The sequence below is a fragment of the Burkholderia sp. Se-20373 genome, from assembly GCF_017104705.1.
GTDB lineage: Bacteria > Pseudomonadota > Gammaproteobacteria > Burkholderiales > Burkholderiaceae > Burkholderia.
On the sequence record NZ_JAAGPH010000030.1, the window covers coordinates 49,334 to 64,779 of the forward strand.

18 protein-coding genes are annotated in these 15,446 nt (G+C 67.7%); 12 read left to right on the forward strand and 6 right to left on the reverse strand.

What is annotated here, in order from left to right; all coding sequences use genetic code 11:
* Nucleotide 1: 1 nt before the first annotated feature.
* Nucleotides 2–760 (forward strand): TIGR00730 family Rossman fold protein, encoded by a 759-nt coding sequence (locus G3N96_RS13060; protein ID WP_089497407.1) that lies wholly within the window; start codon nt 2–4, stop codon nt 758–760.
* A gap of 387 nt (nt 761–1,147) precedes the next feature.
* A complete protein-coding gene (locus G3N96_RS13065; protein ID WP_124576311.1) occupies nt 1,148–1,444 on the forward strand; it encodes a hypothetical protein in 297 nt (98 codons plus the stop codon).
* Nucleotides 1,445–1,570: 126 nt separating this feature from the next.
* On the opposite strand, the gene G3N96_RS13070 is transcribed toward G3N96_RS13065, so the two are convergent.
* On the reverse strand, nt 1,571–3,097 hold the full coding sequence (locus G3N96_RS13070) for an AMP nucleosidase (RefSeq protein ID WP_124576310.1): 1,527 nt from the start codon (nt 3,095–3,097) through the stop codon (nt 1,571–1,573).
* Between the two features lie 129 nt (nt 3,098–3,226).
* Between G3N96_RS13070 and G3N96_RS13075 the strand changes: the two genes are divergently transcribed.
* The 5 genes from G3N96_RS13075 (at nt 3,227) to G3N96_RS13095 (ending at nt 6,740) form a co-directional block, all read left to right on the forward strand.
* The gene (locus tag G3N96_RS13075) at nt 3,227–3,622 is read left to right on the forward strand and encodes a hypothetical protein (RefSeq protein ID WP_021160838.1); all 396 of its coding nucleotides are present in this window, start codon (nt 3,227–3,229) and stop codon (nt 3,620–3,622) included.
* 101 nt (nt 3,623–3,723) lie between these two features.
* Complete coding sequence (locus tag G3N96_RS13080) at nt 3,724–4,722, forward strand: homoserine kinase (RefSeq protein ID WP_206137475.1); 999 nt, start codon at nt 3,724–3,726, stop codon at nt 4,720–4,722.
* The gene (locus G3N96_RS13085) at nt 4,713–5,522 is read left to right on the forward strand and encodes a BPSS1780 family membrane protein (RefSeq protein ID WP_069251080.1); all 810 of its coding nucleotides are present in this window, start codon (nt 4,713–4,715) and stop codon (nt 5,520–5,522) included. Before G3N96_RS13080 ends, G3N96_RS13085 begins: the two co-directional genes overlap by 10 nt.
* A 190-nt stretch (nt 5,523–5,712) precedes the next feature.
* Nucleotides 5,713–6,165 carry a MarR family transcriptional regulator gene (locus tag G3N96_RS13090; protein WP_089428013.1) on the forward strand — a complete coding sequence of 151 codons (453 nt, stop codon included), beginning with the start codon at nt 5,713–5,715 and terminating at the stop codon, nt 6,163–6,165.
* 155 nt (nt 6,166–6,320) lie between these two features.
* Complete coding sequence (locus tag G3N96_RS13095; RefSeq protein ID WP_039358076.1) at nt 6,321–6,740, forward strand: organic hydroperoxide resistance protein; 420 nt, start codon at nt 6,321–6,323, stop codon at nt 6,738–6,740.
* 113 nt (nt 6,741–6,853) lie between these two features.
* Here the strand turns inward: G3N96_RS13095 and G3N96_RS13100 are convergent, their stop codons facing one another.
* Nucleotides 6,854–7,030: a DUF3563 family protein gene (locus G3N96_RS13100; protein WP_069251078.1), complete on the reverse strand. Its 177-nt coding sequence runs from the start codon at nt 7,028–7,030 to the stop codon at nt 6,854–6,856.
* An 81-nt stretch (nt 7,031–7,111) separates the two neighbouring features.
* Nucleotides 7,112–8,221: a PHB depolymerase family esterase gene (locus tag G3N96_RS13105; RefSeq protein ID WP_206137476.1), complete on the reverse strand. Its 1,110-nt coding sequence runs from the start codon at nt 8,219–8,221 to the stop codon at nt 7,112–7,114.
* A gap of 248 nt (nt 8,222–8,469) precedes the next feature.
* Between G3N96_RS13105 and G3N96_RS13110 the strand changes: the two genes are divergently transcribed.
* The 4 genes from G3N96_RS13110 to G3N96_RS13125 all read left to right on the forward strand — a co-directional run bounded on the left by G3N96_RS13110 (nt 8,470) and on the right by G3N96_RS13125 (nt 11,551).
* The gene (locus G3N96_RS13110) at nt 8,470–9,168 is read left to right on the forward strand and encodes a phosphatase PAP2 family protein (protein WP_206137477.1); all 699 of its coding nucleotides are present in this window, start codon (nt 8,470–8,472) and stop codon (nt 9,166–9,168) included.
* A 137-nt stretch (nt 9,169–9,305) separates the two neighbouring features.
* Nucleotides 9,306–10,106: a molybdate ABC transporter substrate-binding protein gene (modA, locus tag G3N96_RS13115; RefSeq protein ID WP_124576305.1), complete on the forward strand. Its 801-nt coding sequence runs from the start codon at nt 9,306–9,308 to the stop codon at nt 10,104–10,106.
* A 10-nt stretch (nt 10,107–10,116) separates the two neighbouring features.
* Nucleotides 10,117–10,794 (forward strand): molybdate ABC transporter permease subunit, encoded by a 678-nt coding sequence (gene modB, locus G3N96_RS13120; protein ID WP_069251074.1) that lies wholly within the window; start codon nt 10,117–10,119, stop codon nt 10,792–10,794.
* A 55-nt stretch (nt 10,795–10,849) separates the two neighbouring features.
* Nucleotides 10,850–11,551 carry an ATP-binding cassette domain-containing protein gene (locus tag G3N96_RS13125; protein ID WP_124576304.1) on the forward strand — a complete coding sequence of 234 codons (702 nt, stop codon included), beginning with the start codon at nt 10,850–10,852 and terminating at the stop codon, nt 11,549–11,551.
* Nucleotides 11,552–11,717: 166 nt separating this feature from the next.
* Here G3N96_RS13125 and G3N96_RS13130 read toward each other — a convergent pair whose 3' ends face one another.
* From G3N96_RS13130 to G3N96_RS13140, 3 genes are all read right to left on the reverse strand, one after another.
* Nucleotides 11,718–12,554, reverse strand: coding sequence for a TOBE domain-containing protein (locus tag G3N96_RS13130; protein ID WP_206137478.1), 837 nt, complete (start codon nt 12,552–12,554; stop codon nt 11,718–11,720).
* 48 nt (nt 12,555–12,602) lie between these two features.
* A complete protein-coding gene (locus G3N96_RS13135) occupies nt 12,603–14,237 on the reverse strand; it encodes a CHAD domain-containing protein (protein ID WP_206137479.1) in 1,635 nt (544 codons plus the stop codon).
* 126 nt (nt 14,238–14,363) lie between these two features.
* Nucleotides 14,364–14,747, reverse strand: coding sequence for a tautomerase family protein (locus G3N96_RS13140; protein ID WP_124576301.1), 384 nt, complete (start codon nt 14,745–14,747; stop codon nt 14,364–14,366).
* A gap of 115 nt (nt 14,748–14,862) precedes the next feature.
* Here G3N96_RS13140 and G3N96_RS13145 point away from each other — a divergent pair.
* Nucleotides 14,863–15,446: LysR family transcriptional regulator (locus G3N96_RS13145; protein ID WP_206137480.1), on the forward strand; the 584-nt coding region annotated here is incomplete at its 3' end.

Consider the following 15,446-nt stretch of genomic DNA (forward strand, 5'->3'; position numbering starts at 1 on the left):
TATGAACAAGAGAAAAGTGATTCCGAGTCTGCGTTCGCTCGCAGATCAAGAACGCGCGACGGCCAAGAAGGCGCGCGCATCGTGGCAGATGTTCACGATTATGGCAGAGTTTATCGAGGCGACCGAGTACCTGTCGGAGATCCGCCCGGCTGTCAGCATCTACGGTTCTGCCCGCCTCAAACCCGACACGCCGCACTACAAGCTCGCCGTGCAGATCGCACGCAAGCTGTCCGACGCCGGCTTCGCCGTGATCTCCGGCGGCGGCCCGGGCATCATGGAAGCCGCGAACAAGGGCGCGCACGCCGGTAAGGCACCGTCGGTCGGCCTGAACATCGAGCTGCCGCACGAGCAGGCCGGCAACCACTACCAGGACATCTCGCTGCGCTTCCGCCACTTCTTCACGCGCAAGGTCACGTTCGTGAAGAATTCGGATGCGGTGATCGTGATGCCGGGCGGCTTCGGCACGCTCGACGAACTGTCGGAAGTGCTCACGCTGATCCAGACGAAGAAGTCGCGCCTCGTGCCGATCATTCTCGTCGGCAGCGAGTTCTGGAAAGGGCTGCTGCAGTGGTTCCGCGACCAGCTGATTCCGATGGGCCTCATCAATCCGGAAGACATGGACCTGATGCAGGTGATCGACGATCCCGACCAGGTGCTCGACGCGGTGCTCGCGTTCTACGAGGACAGCGGCGAGGAAGAAGGTTCGGACGATGAAGGCCATCCGCCGCGCCCCGAAGAAGACCGGATGTTCTACCTGTAATCCATCCAAGACGACCGCCGGCCCGACGGCCGGCGCGCCCCTCCCGCGCGGCAGACGTGGCGATTTCGCCACCTGCCGCGTGTCACTTTGTAACGCGCCGTTAATCGCGCTTCGTGGCTGCGCGCCATCGAATGTCAAATCCGCGCAGCCGGTGCCGTGCGGCACGCGCCATCATCCGCTCACGCAGGCCGCCATTGTCAAATGACGCGGCCCGACGCCCGCCCCCCTCGCCTGCCGGCCGCCAATCCTCCGTAACAACCCGGCCTCGCGTTTTCCGTCGCACGCCAGCACACTGCATGTGTCGGCGCGGCGTTCCCCCGGTGGAACGGCCCCCCTCGCTTCCATCGCGTCGCGCCGGCCTTTTATAACGACATCACGGAAAAGAACATGCAACGCTCGCTGATCGCCCTTGCCTTCGCCGGCCTCGGCCTTTCGCTGTCCGGCCTCGCCCACGCCGTCAACGTCGACGTCAATATCGGCACGCCCGCGCCGGTCGTCGTCGCGCCCGCGCCCGTCATGGTCGCCCCGGCACCCGCGGTGATCGTCGGCTGGCATGGCGACCGCTACTGGGACGGCCGCCGCTACTGGGAACGCCGCGAGTGGGAAGACCACCAGCGTCATCACGGCCATGGCGATCGCGGCTATCACTGCCCGCCGGGACACGCGAAGAAGGGTGAGTGCTGAGCGCATGACCGCCGGGCCGTTCGGCCCGGGCACTGCAGCACTGGCAAAAAACAAAAGGCCGCACGCGAACCAACATTCGCGTGCGGCCTTGGCCGTTGCGGACGCCGCGGCGCGGTGCCGTCGACGTTACTGGAACGCCACTTCCGCGAAGCTCCGCAACTTCCGGCTATGCAGCTTGTCGAGCCCGTTCGTGCGCAGGATCTCCATCGCCTTCACGCCGATCTGCAGATGCTGGTCGACCTGCCCGCGATAGAACGTATCGGCCATGCCCGGCAGTTTCAGCTCGCCGTGCAGCGGCTTGTCCGACACGCACAGCAGCGTGCCGTACGGCACGCGGAAGCGGAAGCCGTTCGCGGCGATCGTCGCGCTTTCCATGTCGAGCGCGATCGCGCGGCTCTGCGACAGGCGCTGCACGGGTTCGCGATGGTCGCGCAGCTCCCAGTTGCGGTTGTCGACGCTCGCGACCGTGCCCGTACGCATCACGCGCTTCAGCTCGACGCCATCAAGTTGCGTGACGTCGGCCACCCCGCGCTCGAGCGCGAGCTGCACTTCGGCGAGCGCCGGAATCGGCACCCACAGCGGCAGGTCGGCGTCGAGCACGTGATCCTCGCGCACGTAACCGTGTGCGAGCACGTAGTCGCCGAGACGCTGCGTGTTGCGCAGCCCCGCGCAGTGACCGAGCATCACCCATGCGTGCGGGCGCAGCACCGCGATGTGATCGGTGATCGTCTTCGCGTTCGACGGGCCGACGCCGATGTTGACCATCGTGATCCCGCTGCCGTCCGCGCGCTTCAGGTGATACGCGGGCATCTGCGGCAGGCGCGGCGGCGCGTTGCCCTCGGCCGGCTCGCTGCCGAGGTTCGCGTTGTAGGTGACGACATCGCCCGGCTCGACGAACGCGCTGTACTGGCTCCGGTAGGCACGCACCTCGGGATCGTCGCTCTCCGTCATCACCGTGCGGCCCAGCTTCACGAACTCGTCGATGTAGAACTGGTAGTTCGTGTAGAGCACGTAGTTCTGGAAATGCGTGGGCGACGTCGCCGTGTAGTGGCGCAACCGGTGCAGCGAGAAGTCGACGCGTGCAGCCGTGAACAGCGCGAGCGGATGCGGCTCGCCCGGCGCCGGCTCGAACGTGCCGTTGACGATGCGATCGTCGAGATACGACAGGTCGGGGGTATCGAAGATGTCGCGCATCGCGAGCAGGCGGTCGCGGTCGAGCTCGCCCTCGAGATGGATGCCTTCCGGAAACGCGAAATGGATCGGAATCGGCTGCGACGACACGCCGATCTCGATCTTCACGTGGTGGTTCTTCGCCAGCAGGCGCAGTTGCTCGCGATAGTAGTTCGCGAAGAGATCAGGGCGCGTGACCGTCGTCTCGAATACGCCCGGGCCCGCGACGAAACCGTACGAGCGGCGCGAATCGACGTGCGTGTTGACGTCGGTGCGGATCCGCACGAACGGGTAGCACGCGCGCACGTGCTCGGTAATCGATTCGTGGCGGCGATAGCGGGCGAACGCATCGCGCAGGAAGCCCGTGTTCGTGTCGTAAATGGCGGACAGCCGCGCGACGGCGGCGATCGGATCGTCGAAAGCCTCGACTGACGGGCTTTCGGGCGTCAGCACACGGTGCCGGCGGCTCAAGTCGTTCTTCATTTTAATTACCTCGTCTGATCCGACGACATTACCACGGAACCCGGTCGCCCTTATGGCTGCCCCTACGCACGCGAGGGCCGGATGGGGCGCAGTATTTGCTAAAATCGGTGGGTTCACTGGAGACTCATCATGAAGCCGCTCATTCTCGTCGTCGCTGCCGCCGCGTTTGCCGCCGCCAGCGCCGCTTACGCCGCCGGCGGCACGCCTGACGCCGACGCGCAGGCTCGGGCCGAGGCCAACGAGGCCGCCGGCCTGCCCGATCTCCGCAAGATCAACCGGCCGGGCGCCGAAGTCACGTCGAAAGTCGACTTCGCCGACATCCGCCGCACGCCGAGCTTTCACGAAAAAAGCAAGAACGGCACCGAAGTCACCGAGTACCGCGATCGCGGCAAGCCGGTCGAGATCGACGTGAAGTCGAACTTCGGCACGCGCTACCAGATGAGCTCGACGCCCGATACGTCGCCGAAGCCGCACGACGCGGGCATCCCGATCACGCGCCTGCCGTCGCTGAACCTGCGCTACTGATTCCGTGGCGCGCGGCACCGAACGCCGCGTGCCGCCTCCCTTCACCCGATGTCGCGACGCACGCCGCCCGCGTGCCGACACCCTGACCTGACGCATCCCGCATGGCCGTTTTCACTGCTGTTTCCGACTCCGATCTCGCGCAATGGATGCGCCACTACGAACTGGGCGACGTGCTTGCGTTCCGCGGCATTCCGTCCGGTATCGAGAACAGCAATTTCTTCCTGACGACGACGCGCGGCGAGTACGTCCTCACGATCTTCGAAAAGCTCACGGCGGAACAGCTGCCGTTCTACCTCGACCTGATGCGCCATCTGGCCGGCCATGGCGTGCCGGTGCCGGATCCGATCCCGCGCGACGACGGCGCGCTGTTCGGCATGCTGCACGGCAAGCCGGCCGCGATCGTCACGAAGCTCGACGGTTCGGCCGAACTGGCGCCGGGGGTCGAACACTGCATCGAGGTCGGGCAGATGCTCGCGCGCCTGCACCTCGCCGGCCGCGACTATCCGCGCAACCAGCCAAACCTGCGCAGCCTGCCGTGGTGGCAGGAGAACGTGCCGGCGATCGCGCCGTTCATCACGGATGAGCAGCGCGCGCTGCTGGAAGGCGAACTCGCGCACCAGGCCAGCTTCTTCGCGTCGGACGACTACGCGGCGCTGCCGGCCGGGCCGTGCCATTGCGACCTGTTCCGCGACAACGTGCTGTTCGCGCACGCGGCGCCCGGCACCGGCCACGACGTGCGGCTCGGCGGCTTCTTCGACTTCTATTTCGCGGGCTGCGACAAGTGGCTGTTCGACGTCGCGGTCACGGTCAACGACTGGTGCGTCGACCTCGCGACCGGCGTGCTCGACGTCGCGCGCGCCGACGCGCTGCTGCGCGCGTACCAGACCGTGCGGCCGTTCACGGCCGAGGAGCGCCGCCACTGGAGCGACATGCTGCGCGCGGGCGCGTACCGTTTCTGGGTGTCGCGCCTGTACGACTTCTACCTGCCGCGCGCGGCCGAGATGCTCAAGCCGCACGACCCCGGCCATTTCGAACGCATCCTGCGCGAGCGTATCGCGCATACGCCCGCGCTTCCCGAGATCCACACCGCATGCAACTGATCGAAGTGCCCGCCAAAACGGGCTATGTCTGGTTCCGTCAAGGCGTCTGGCTGTTCCGCCGGAACCCGCTCGCGTTCATCACGCTGTTCTTCACGTACTTGCTGGCGATCACGCTGATATCGATGGTGCCCGTGATCGGCTCCGCGCTGCCGCTGGTCTTCATTCCCGGTGTCGCGGTCGGCTTCATGGCCGCGTGCCGCGACACGGTGGCCGGCAAGCCCGTGATGCCGACGATCCTCGTCGACGGCTTCCGCTCGTACGGCACCGTCGCGACCCAGCGGCTGCTCGTGCTCGGCGTGATCTACGTCGCGTCGATGGTGATCGTGTTCGCCGCGTCGTCGTTCGTGGACGGCGGCGCGCTGTTCCACGTGATGATGGGCGCGGCGGACGAAGCCAGCACGACGCCGGAGGCGCTCGCCGCGCAAGGCACGCTCGGCGCGCTGTTCTTCGCGACGCTGCTCTACCTGCCGGTCGCGATGCTGTTCTGGTTCGCGCCGGTGCTGGTCGCGTGGCATGACGTCCCGCCCGCCAAGGCGCTGTTCTTCAGCGTCGTCAGCTGCTGGCGCAATCGCGGCGCGTTCGTCGTGTACGGCGTACTGTGGTTCGCCGTCGCGCTCGGCACGTCGCTCGCGCTGTCGCTGCTGCTGCAGGCGCTCGGCGCCGGCGCCTATGCGCTGACGATCATGATGCCGGTGACGATCATCATCGTCACGATGCTGTACTGCTCGTTCTACGCGACCTATCGCGGCTGCTTCGGCGTACAGGAACCGGGCGCGACAACTACCACGTCGGGCCGCTGAAGTCTGTCCGGCCGGCGCGCGGCGCCGGCCCGCCGTTCTCCGCGCCGGGCGGCCTCCCCCGGCATCTCCCTCCCCTCCGCCGACTCCGTCAGCCACCGGTCATCGCCGATCGCCCCTGTTCATCCGGATCTTTTGCGCGCAAAATAATTTGCGTACAAATTGTTCGCGCGTTCGCCGCGCCGCCCGAATCATGGACCGCCTGCCTCCGCTGCCCCAGACACTCGACGAGCAACTCTGCTTCGCGCTCTACTCGACTTCGCACGCGATGACGAAGGCGTACAAGCCGCTGCTCGACAAGCTGTCGCTGACCTATCCCCAATATCTCGCGATGCTCGTGCTGTGGGAACGCGACGACATCGCCGTGAAGGACATCGCCGCGCGGCTCGACCTCGACCCGGCCACGGTCACGCCCCTGCTGAAGCGGCTGGAGGCGCTCGGCTACGTCGAGCGTGTGCGCAGCGCAGCCGACGAACGCATCGTGAACGTGCTTGTGACGCCGGAGGGCCGTGCGTTGAAGGAGCGCGCGCGCTCGGTGCCCGCCGATCTCTTCTGCGCGATGCAGCAATCGCCCGACTTCCTGGTCAGGCTGCGCGCCGATCTTCAGCAGTTGCGCGACGCGCTCTCGGCCGCCAACGAACGCTGACAGCCGAGCCTCGATGAACCGGCCCGACGATACCGGCCTTTTTCTTCAAAAATTCATTTGCACACAAATGATTTGTGCTCTATTGTTTGTGTGTGGCCGGCGACACCCCGTTCGACCGGGCCGCTTTCCTCCCTTTTCCAGACAGGAGCTGCACGATGAACATTCTGTACAAGACCAGCGCCACGAGCACGGGTGGCCGCGACGGCCGCGCGGTATCCGCTGACAACAAGCTGGAAGTGAAGCTGGCCGCGCCGCGCGAACTCGGCGGCACGGGCGCGGAAGGCACGAATCCGGAGCAGCTGTTTGCCGCAGGTTACTCGGCCTGTTTCCTGAGCGCGATGAAATTCGTTGCCGGCCAGGACAAGAAAGCATTGCCGGCCGACACGCAGGTCACGGCGGAAGTGGGCATCGGCCCGAATGACGCAGGCGGCTTCGGGCTCGACATCGAACTGCGCGTGTCGCTGCCGGGGCTCGACAAGGCCGACGCGCAAGCGCTGGTCGAAAAGGCGCACCACGTGTGCCCGTACTCGAACGCGACGCGTAACAACGTGCCGGTGCGCCTGACGGTCGTCTGACGCGACACCAGGCCTGGAATGCAAAAAGGGCGCGTGCGGCATGGAGCCGCACGCGCCCTTTTCTGCTGCGTGACTCGCCGGAGCGGCGGACCTGACTGTCCGCCCTGCGCCCCTTAGCGCGAACCGAACGTGTACGGGCGGTTCATCGCCGCTTCGCGATCGATCTTGCGCATGCGGAATTCGAGATCATAGATGTCGGTGGCTTCGGCCAGGTACGCATCGGCGCGCTCTTTCGAGGCCTTTTCAGCGTTCTTGGTCAGCATCAGGAAGAGGTGGCTCAGCAGGTACATGGTTGATCTCGCAATCCAGAGGTTCTTTGACTAGGGTTTTCCCGAATTATAGGGAAAACCCTAGTCTTTGGCCAGCGTCGATCAGAAGGTGCGTCGTTCGGTCGCCACAGTGCGGCGCTGGGTTTCGAAAAAGGCCCAGATCATCGCGCTCGCATCGGGGCCGACCGCCGCGTGGAACGGCACGGCTTCGTCGCCGCCGGCCCACGCATGGTCGAGCCCTTTCACATGGCAGAGCCGGACGACCGGCTCGCCGTCGCGGCAGACATCGGTGATCTGTGCGCCCGCGTCGCGCGTCTCGACCCGCTCGCCGCCGCGCAACGCGCCGCGGCTGTCGGCAAGCCCGTTCAGGCGCATGAACTGCACCGTCAGCTGGTCGGCATTTTTCGGCGCGACCACGTGGTCACCGTCGCCCTGGACGACCAGCGCCGGCATGCCCGGATACGCGGCGGCATCGACCAGCGCGTCGACGGCCGCCGCCGGATTCTGGCGCACGCCGCGCCGCATCACGTCCATCGCGGTGATGCCCGAGGTCGCCTCGCCGAGCGCCGGGCCCGAATGCAGCGCCACCGCCGCGAAACGGTCCGGATGGTGCAGTGCAAGGAGCGATGCGAGACCCGCGCCGGCCGACAACCCCGCGACATAGACACGCGACGCGTCGAAACCGTGTTCGTCGACGAGCGCGTCGACGAGCGACGCCACCGCGTTCACCTCGCCGCGGCCCGCGCGGTCGGTATCTTCATACCAGTGCCAGCAGCCGTGCGCGTGCGCGCGCAGCGACTGCTCCGGGTACAGCACCGCAAAGCCGTGCTTGTCGGCCAGCAGGTTCATCCGCGTGCCTTGCACGAATTCGTCGACGGACTGTTGGCAGCCGTGCAGCATCACCACGAGCGGCATCGCGCCACGCCGGCGGCCAGGCGGCACATAAAGGCCGTATGCGAGATTCTGGACGAGGCGCCCCAGCGCGGGGGCCATCGGATGTTCACCGCGCGTCCACTCGCCGGCCGCCCATGCGGCCGCGCGCGGTCGCACGCGCGATTCGCGCGGCGGGGACGGATCGGATACGGCGGCGGAGGCCGCGGCCTCGAGTGCATCGCGTGTGATGCGCTGCGCATCGCGCGCCGAGCGCTTGGCGGCCGGAGACAGCATGCGTTTCATGCCGCCCAGCCACACCTTGGTCAGACTTTTGGTCATCGATCGGGCTCGCAGTCAGGAAAAATAGGGGCACCACAGCGGATGCATCGTTCGTCTTTGTGCAATGCACCATAACATTGTTTCTCGGACTTTTCCTGCACGCGGATCGTTCCCGGCCGCGCAAAAAACGGGGCTCATGCGCACGCGGCGCTATACTGGGGCTTCGCCGCTTGTTTCCGTTGTAGTCGTTCTTTCCGGCTCGCGCGTTGATTTAAGCATCCTCCCCGCCTTCGTTCGTCCCCTTCCCGATGTTCGACCTGTCGTCTCACCTGTGGATCATGATCACCGCGTTCGGCGGCGCCGGCCTGACCTTGCCGCTCGCGATCACGATCGCCGTCTGGCTCGCGCTCGGCTACTCGTGGCAGCGCGCGGCCGCGTGGCTCGGCGTGCTCGCGGCCGCGATCGGCGTGGTCGCGCTCACGAAGATCGCGTTCCTCGGCTGGGGAATCGGCATCCGCAAGTGGGATTTCACGGGGTTCAGCGGCCATGCGATGCTGTCGACGTCGGTCTATCCGGTCGCGATTTTCCTGGCGCTGATCCGCACCCGCACGCCGCTGCGACTCGCCGGCATCGCGCTCGGGCTCGCGGCCGGCGTCGCGGTCGGCGTGTCGCGCGTCGCGCTCGACGCCCATTCGCCGTCCGAATCGATCACCGGCTGCATCGTCGGCGCGATCGCCGCGATCGCGTTCATCGCCGGTTCGTGGCGCGCGGTGCCGCACCGCTGGTCGGTGCCCGCGGTCGTCGCAAGCCTCGCGCTCGTCACCGTGGCGCTGCACGGCATCACGGTGCCGTCACATCGTTGGGTCACCAAGGTGGCGCTGCAACTGTCGGGCCACGAGCGTCCGTTCGTCCGCGCGCGCTGGAAGGCCAACCCGAACTACCGCCCCGCATCTCAGCCGTCGTCGCTGCAGCGCACCCAATCGTCGCCGCAGACGCTCCGTACGTGACCGGCCACCCGGTCGTCGCGTTCGCCTCTTTTCACGTCTGACCATTACATGCGCGCCGTCGCATGAGCGGTATGTCGAGCGTTATAACCCGCCCTATATTACGATTACGGTTTCCACCCATTCAAAACGAATCCGCCATGCGCTCAACCGTCCGTCCGCTTCGCCGCACCCTGCTTCGCCTGCTGCCGATCGCCACGCTTGCCGCTGCCGGTATCGCGTTCAGCGCGCCCGCTTCGGCTGCCGACGAACTGGTCGTGTCAGCCGCGGCCAGCCTGACGAACGCATTCAAGGCCGTCGGTGACGCGTACGAGAAGCAGCATCCGGAGACCAAGGTGCTGTTCAACTTCGGCGCGTCGGACGTGCTGATGCAGCAGATCGCCAAGGGCGCGCCGGCCGACGTGTTCGCGTCGGCCGACCAGAAGGCGATGGATCGCGCGGCGGACGAAAAGGTGATCGTGCCCGGCACGCGCCGCGATTTCGCGGCGAACTCGCTCGTGCTGATCGTGCCGGCGGACAGCAAGGCCGCCGCGCCGACGTCGCTGCACGACCTGACCGCGCCCGGCGTGAAGCGCATCGCGTACGGCGATCCGGCGTCGGTGCCGGTCGGCCGCTACACGGAAGGCGCGCTGCGCGCGGCCGGCGTATGGGATGCCGTCAGCGCGAAGGGCGTGCTGGCCGCCAACGTGCGCCAGAGCCTCGACTATGTCGCGCGCGGCGAAGTCGATGCAGGCTTCGTGTTCGGCACCGACGCCGCGATCATGCCGGGCCGCGTGAAGGTCGCGCTGACCGTGCCGACGAAGGCGGCCATCACCTATCCGATCGCCGTGGTCAAGGACAGCCGCCACGCCGCGCAGGCGCAGTCGTTCATCGACTTCGTCGCGTCGCCGCAGGGCCAGGCCGTGCTGTCGACGTTCGGCTTCAAGCCCGCGGGCAAGTGAGCGTAGCGCGATGCAAGACGCCTGGGTACCGCTGCTGCTGTCGTTGAAGGTTGCCGGCTGGGCAACCGCGCTCGACATCGTGCTCGGCGTCGCGGCCGCGTTCATGCTCGCGCGCTGGCGCTCGCCGCTGCGCGACGTCGTCGATTCCGTGCTGACGCTGCCGCTCGTGCTGCCGCCGACGGTACTCGGCTACTACCTGCTCGTCCTGCTCGGCCGGCGCGGCGTGTTCGGCGCGTGGCTCGACACGCTCGGCATCGAGCTCGTCTTCACGTGGCAAGGCGCTGTGATCGCATCGATGGTCGTGGCGTTTCCGCTGATACTGAAGTCGGCAAGGGCGGCGTTCGAAGGCGTGGATCCGCACCTCGAACGCGCGGCGCGCACGCTCGGGCTCGGCGAAGTCGCGGTGTTTTTCCGCGTGACGCTGCCGCTCGCCACGCGCGGCATTCTCGCGGGCGCGCTGCTCGCGTTCGCACGCGCGCTCGGTGAGTTCGGCGCGACGCTGATGATCGCGGGCAACCTGCCCGGCCGCACGCAGACGCTGTCGGTCGCGATCTACGCGGCCGTCCAGGCCGGCGACGACAATACGGCCAACTTCCTCGTGCTGGTGACGTCGATCACCTGCGTGCTCGTACTGCTCGCGACCGGCTGGCTCGTGCCGTCGCGTGCCCGGCGGGACCAGCTGACATGAAGCGCTCGCCTCGTTCATCGTCTTTCGCTATCGAGCGGCTTCGACGGAGGCACGCATGAGCCTCGTCGTCGACATCCGCAAGACCTACGCAAACGCCGAGCGCCGCTTCACGCTCGACGTGTCGTTCACGGCAACGACGCAGCGCGTCGTGCTGTTCGGGCCGTCCGGTGCGGGCAAGAGCATGACGCTGCAGGCGATCGCCGGCCTGCTGTCGCCCGACGAAGGCACGATCACGCTGAACGGCGAGCCGCTGTTCGACGCCGCGCGCCGCATCGACGTGCCGACCCGCGAGCGGCGCGTCGCGTACCTGTTCCAGGATTACGCGCTGTTTCCGCATCTGAACGTGCGCCAGAACATTGCATTCGGGCTTACGTCGGGGCTGCGCAATCCGCGCGCGAAGACGGTGCCGCCGGAAGTCGCGTACTGGCTGCAGGCGTTCGATCTCGAGGCGCTCGCGGGGCAGTATCCGTCGCAATTGTCGGGCGGGCAGAAACAACGCGTCGCGCTGGCGCGCGCACTGGTCGCGCAACCGCGGATCCTGCTGCTCGACGAACCGTTCGCGGCGCTCGACGGCGCAATGCGCCAGCGCATGCGTCACGAGCTCGCCGAGCTGCAGGCGCGGCTCGATATCCCGATGGTGCTGATCTCGCACGACCCCGACGACGTCGCCGCGTTCGGCGACCAGGTCGTGCAGTTGAGCGAAGGACGCGTGCAGGCGGCTCCGCCGCACGCCGAGTGGCCGACGCGCGTCACGTGAGCGCGCGAGGCCGTGGTCGTGGCAGGCAGGTTGGAGCCTGGGAGAAGCCGCGCGTAGCGGCGTAGGCTGAAAGCGGAAACGAAGCCGGTGCGTGCAGGCGCTGTGCGATGCCGGCTTCGCACCGCCCGTCACACGATCGTCGATGCGCGCCGCCCGGCCTGCTTCGTCAGCCCGTCACCGCAAGAATCACGCTCGACGCCTTGAACAGCGCGATCGCCCGCTCGCCGGCGTCGAGTTGCAACGCCTCGACGCTGTCGTTGGTCACGACGGCCGTCAGTGTCCCGCCGCCGTCGAGCGCCAGCGTCACCTCGCTGTTCACCGCACCCGCCGCGACGGTTTCCACGCTGCCGCGCAGTTGATTCCGCGCGGACACCTTCAACTCGTGCCCGCCATCGTCGACCGCGAGCACGACCCACGACGCCTTCACCAGCGCGCAGGCGTCGGCGCCAACCTGCAGGCCGAGCGCATCGGCGCTCTCGTGCGTCAGCACCGCAACGATCGGCTGTCCGCCGGGCAGCGTGAGCGTAACCTCGTCGTTGACGGTGCCGCGCACGATCGATGCGACCTTGCCGAACAACTGATTGCGGGCGCTGGTCTTCATCCCGATCCGGCCGATCAGCGCCCAGTCGACGTCGAACCCGGCCACGGCCGCGCTCGCCGCCTCGATGAACCGGCGATGCTCGCGCTCGATCGTGCGGAACGCGGCGATCAGCAACGTCGCGCGCGGCGTCAGCGTCGTACCGCCGCCGCCCTTGCCGCCCGTCGAGCGCGCGACGAGCGGTTCGCCGGCAAGATTGTTCATCGTGTCGATCGCATCCCACGCGGCCTTGTAGCTGAGGCCGACGGCCTTCGCCGCGCGCGTGATCGAACCGGTGTCGCCGATCGCCGCGAGCAACGCGATGCGCGTGGCGCCGCCGAGCGTCTGCTCGCCGGCGCGCAGCCACAGCTCGCCGCCCAGTTCGAGCGGTTCGGCGGACGGGAAAGCATGCGGTGCGTCGGTCATCGGGATGCGTAGGGAAATCGGGCGGCCATTATAGTCGGCGCGTGCGGCTCAACCCGGCTTGCCGTCTAGCTTCGGCGGCCGCAGGCTGGCCAGCAGCGTCTCGGCGTCACGCGCCGCGCGCTGCTCGAGCGCCGCGCCGTAGCCACGCACGAACCCGAGCTGGTACGGCGGCGCAGCCAATTTTTCGAGGTGCTGCAGCGCGACCATCGTGTCGTTCGCTTCGCCGAGCACGCTCTGCACGCGCGTGAGCGTCTTGGCCGTCTCGGTGCGCGTGCGGCGCGACGCCAGCGACGCGAAGAATTCGAGCGCATAGCGCAGCCGCTTCGCATCGATCCGCACCTGATGGCGCGCGGCCGTGTCGAGCGACGTCAGCGACGGCGACGCATACAGATGGCCGAACAGCCGCCGCACGCGCTTCGTCGCGTGGCGCCGCAGCGAAGGCGCGTCGCCGTCCTCGGCCGGCGGCAGCGCAAGCGAGCTCAGCCACTCGAGCCAGCCGAGCGTCAGTCGCGCATAGCGAGCCGAATGCAGCGCCTGGCGCAACTCGGCCCGCGCGGCCGCGCACTGCGCGCGCGCCGCGTCGAGCGTACCGTTCCACTCGCCGTCGCCGCCGTCGGCCGCGATCAGCGCGGGCAGGCTTTCGGTCGCGAACACGTCCCAGTCGCGCACCGTGCCGAGCAGCGACGCAAGCCAGCGCAGGTCGACACCGAGCGTGTCGCGCCACTGGCGGTCGGTAAAGCGCGGGAAAAAGCGCATCAGCGTACGCAGGCGGCGCAGCGCGACACGCATCTGGTGCACGAATTCGGGATCGTCGTGCTCGAGCACCCCGCCCTCGTTGCCGAGCCACTGCGCGGTGATGTCGCCGGCCAGCGCGAACAGCGCGGTGCGCTGCGAGCGCACGCCAGTGAGGTCGACGGGCTTGGCCTTGACGGGCCCGTCGGCGGCCGGCTCGGCCGCGCACGCGCGATCGATCACGCTCGTCAGTTGCACGAATGCGGGCCACGCACCGCTCAATTCGCGCGCGGCGGCAAACAGCGCATGCAGCGCGGCGGTGCGCGCGGGCAGCGTCTCCCAGTCGGGCGCCGCAAGGCGCAGCTCGACGAAGCGGCGCGGCGGCTCGCTGCCGCGATGCAGCGTGACGTCGTCGAGGGTCATCTCGACCACGACGCCGCTGTCGTCGGCCCAGCGCCCGCGCCGCCGTTCGCTGACGACGCGCAGCGCCGACGATTCCGGCTGCACGCTTGGGGCCGGGGGTACTGCGGCATCGGGCGCGACGCCATTCACTTCATCTGCCGGTGCACCGGCGTCGGCCGCAGCGGCCGCCTCGGGCACGGGCAGCGGCATCGCGACGGCGATGCCCGCATGCTCGGCGTCGAACAGTTCGCGCGCCGTGACGCCTGGCGCAAATGCCTTCGTGCGCGACGCGACCACCCGCCTGCCGTGCGCATTCGACTCGACCCACGTCCACCAGCTCGCGCCGGGGCTCGACTCGGCCTCCTCGATCTGGCACGGCTCGATCGTCACGCGCTCATGGCCGCGGCGCATCCGGACCTGCGGGCAGATGCGCCACGCGCGCACGAGTTCGGCGCCGAAATCACGCTGCACCCCTCGGGCACGACTCGCGGCCTTGACCGGCCACCCTTCCAGCGACAGCGACAACACGATTTCCAGCACACGCGACATGGAGGCTCCTGCACATGAAGAATCGCCGGCGCATCGTGCGCGCCGGCGTCAACCGTGAAGCTGCTTCCATAGTACACGTCGCCCAAATTCGCAGGCGACGATCCGGCCCTGTCGTGCTGTCGCAGGTCAAACGGCGTATTGCGCGAGGCCGTTGCCGAACGACCAGTCCTCCTTCAGCACCTCGACAAGACTGATGAATACGTCCTGCTGCCGCACGCCCGGCCGCTGCGCGAGGTTGTCCGCGATCGCCCGGTACAGCGCCCGCTTCTGCTCGAGCGTGCGCGTGTTGTTCGCGGTGATCTGGATCATCACGAGATCGTCGCTGCGTTCGATATCGAGGTAGTGACGACCGAACACGAAGTTCTCGGCCGCATGCTCGGTGACGACCATGAAGATGTCGTCCTCGGGCACGTTGAACGTGTGCATCAGCGCGCGATGCACACCGTCGACGAGCGCCGCACGATAAGCGGCCGGCTTGCCTTCGCGCACGGCGATACGGGTGAATGGCATGGTCCTGCTCCTGTCGGTGAAGGTGACGTTGAAGAACGGAAACACAGCGTCAGGTTAGGCGCGCCGAACTATAATGAACAGTCATCGATGAATATTTCATCCATTTACATCGAAAATGAAAGTCCTTGATCTCGATGCCGTCCGCGCGTTCGTGCTGGTCGCCGATCTCGCCAGCTTCACGCGCGCCGCCGATGCGCTCGGCACCACCCAATCGGCCGTCAGCCTGAAGCTGAAGCGGCTGGAGGCCCACCTCGGCAAGCCGCTGCTCGCGCGCACGCCGCGCGTCGTCAAGCTGGCCGCCGACGGCGAGAATTTCCTGCCGGCCGCCCGCGCGCTGCTCGATGCGCACGATCACGCGCTGGGCGCGATCTCGGCCGGTACGCACCGGCTGTCGCTCGGCGTCAGCGAGCACGTCGCCGTGCCCGACCTGCCGGCCGTGCTCACGAGCCTGCATCGGCAGGATCCCGGGTTGTCGCTCGAAATGCATCTCGGCACGTCGACGAACCTGCTCGCGCAATACGACGAACGACGGTTCGATGCGGTGATCGTGCGGCACGAGCCGGGCGAAGACCCGCCGCGCGAAGACGGCACGCTGCTGTTTGCCGAACCGCTGGCCTGGCTGGCCGCGCCGGACTGGGTGCCACGCGCGGGCGAGCCGCTGCCGCTCGCGGTGCTGGCCGGCCCGTGCGGCGTGCGGGC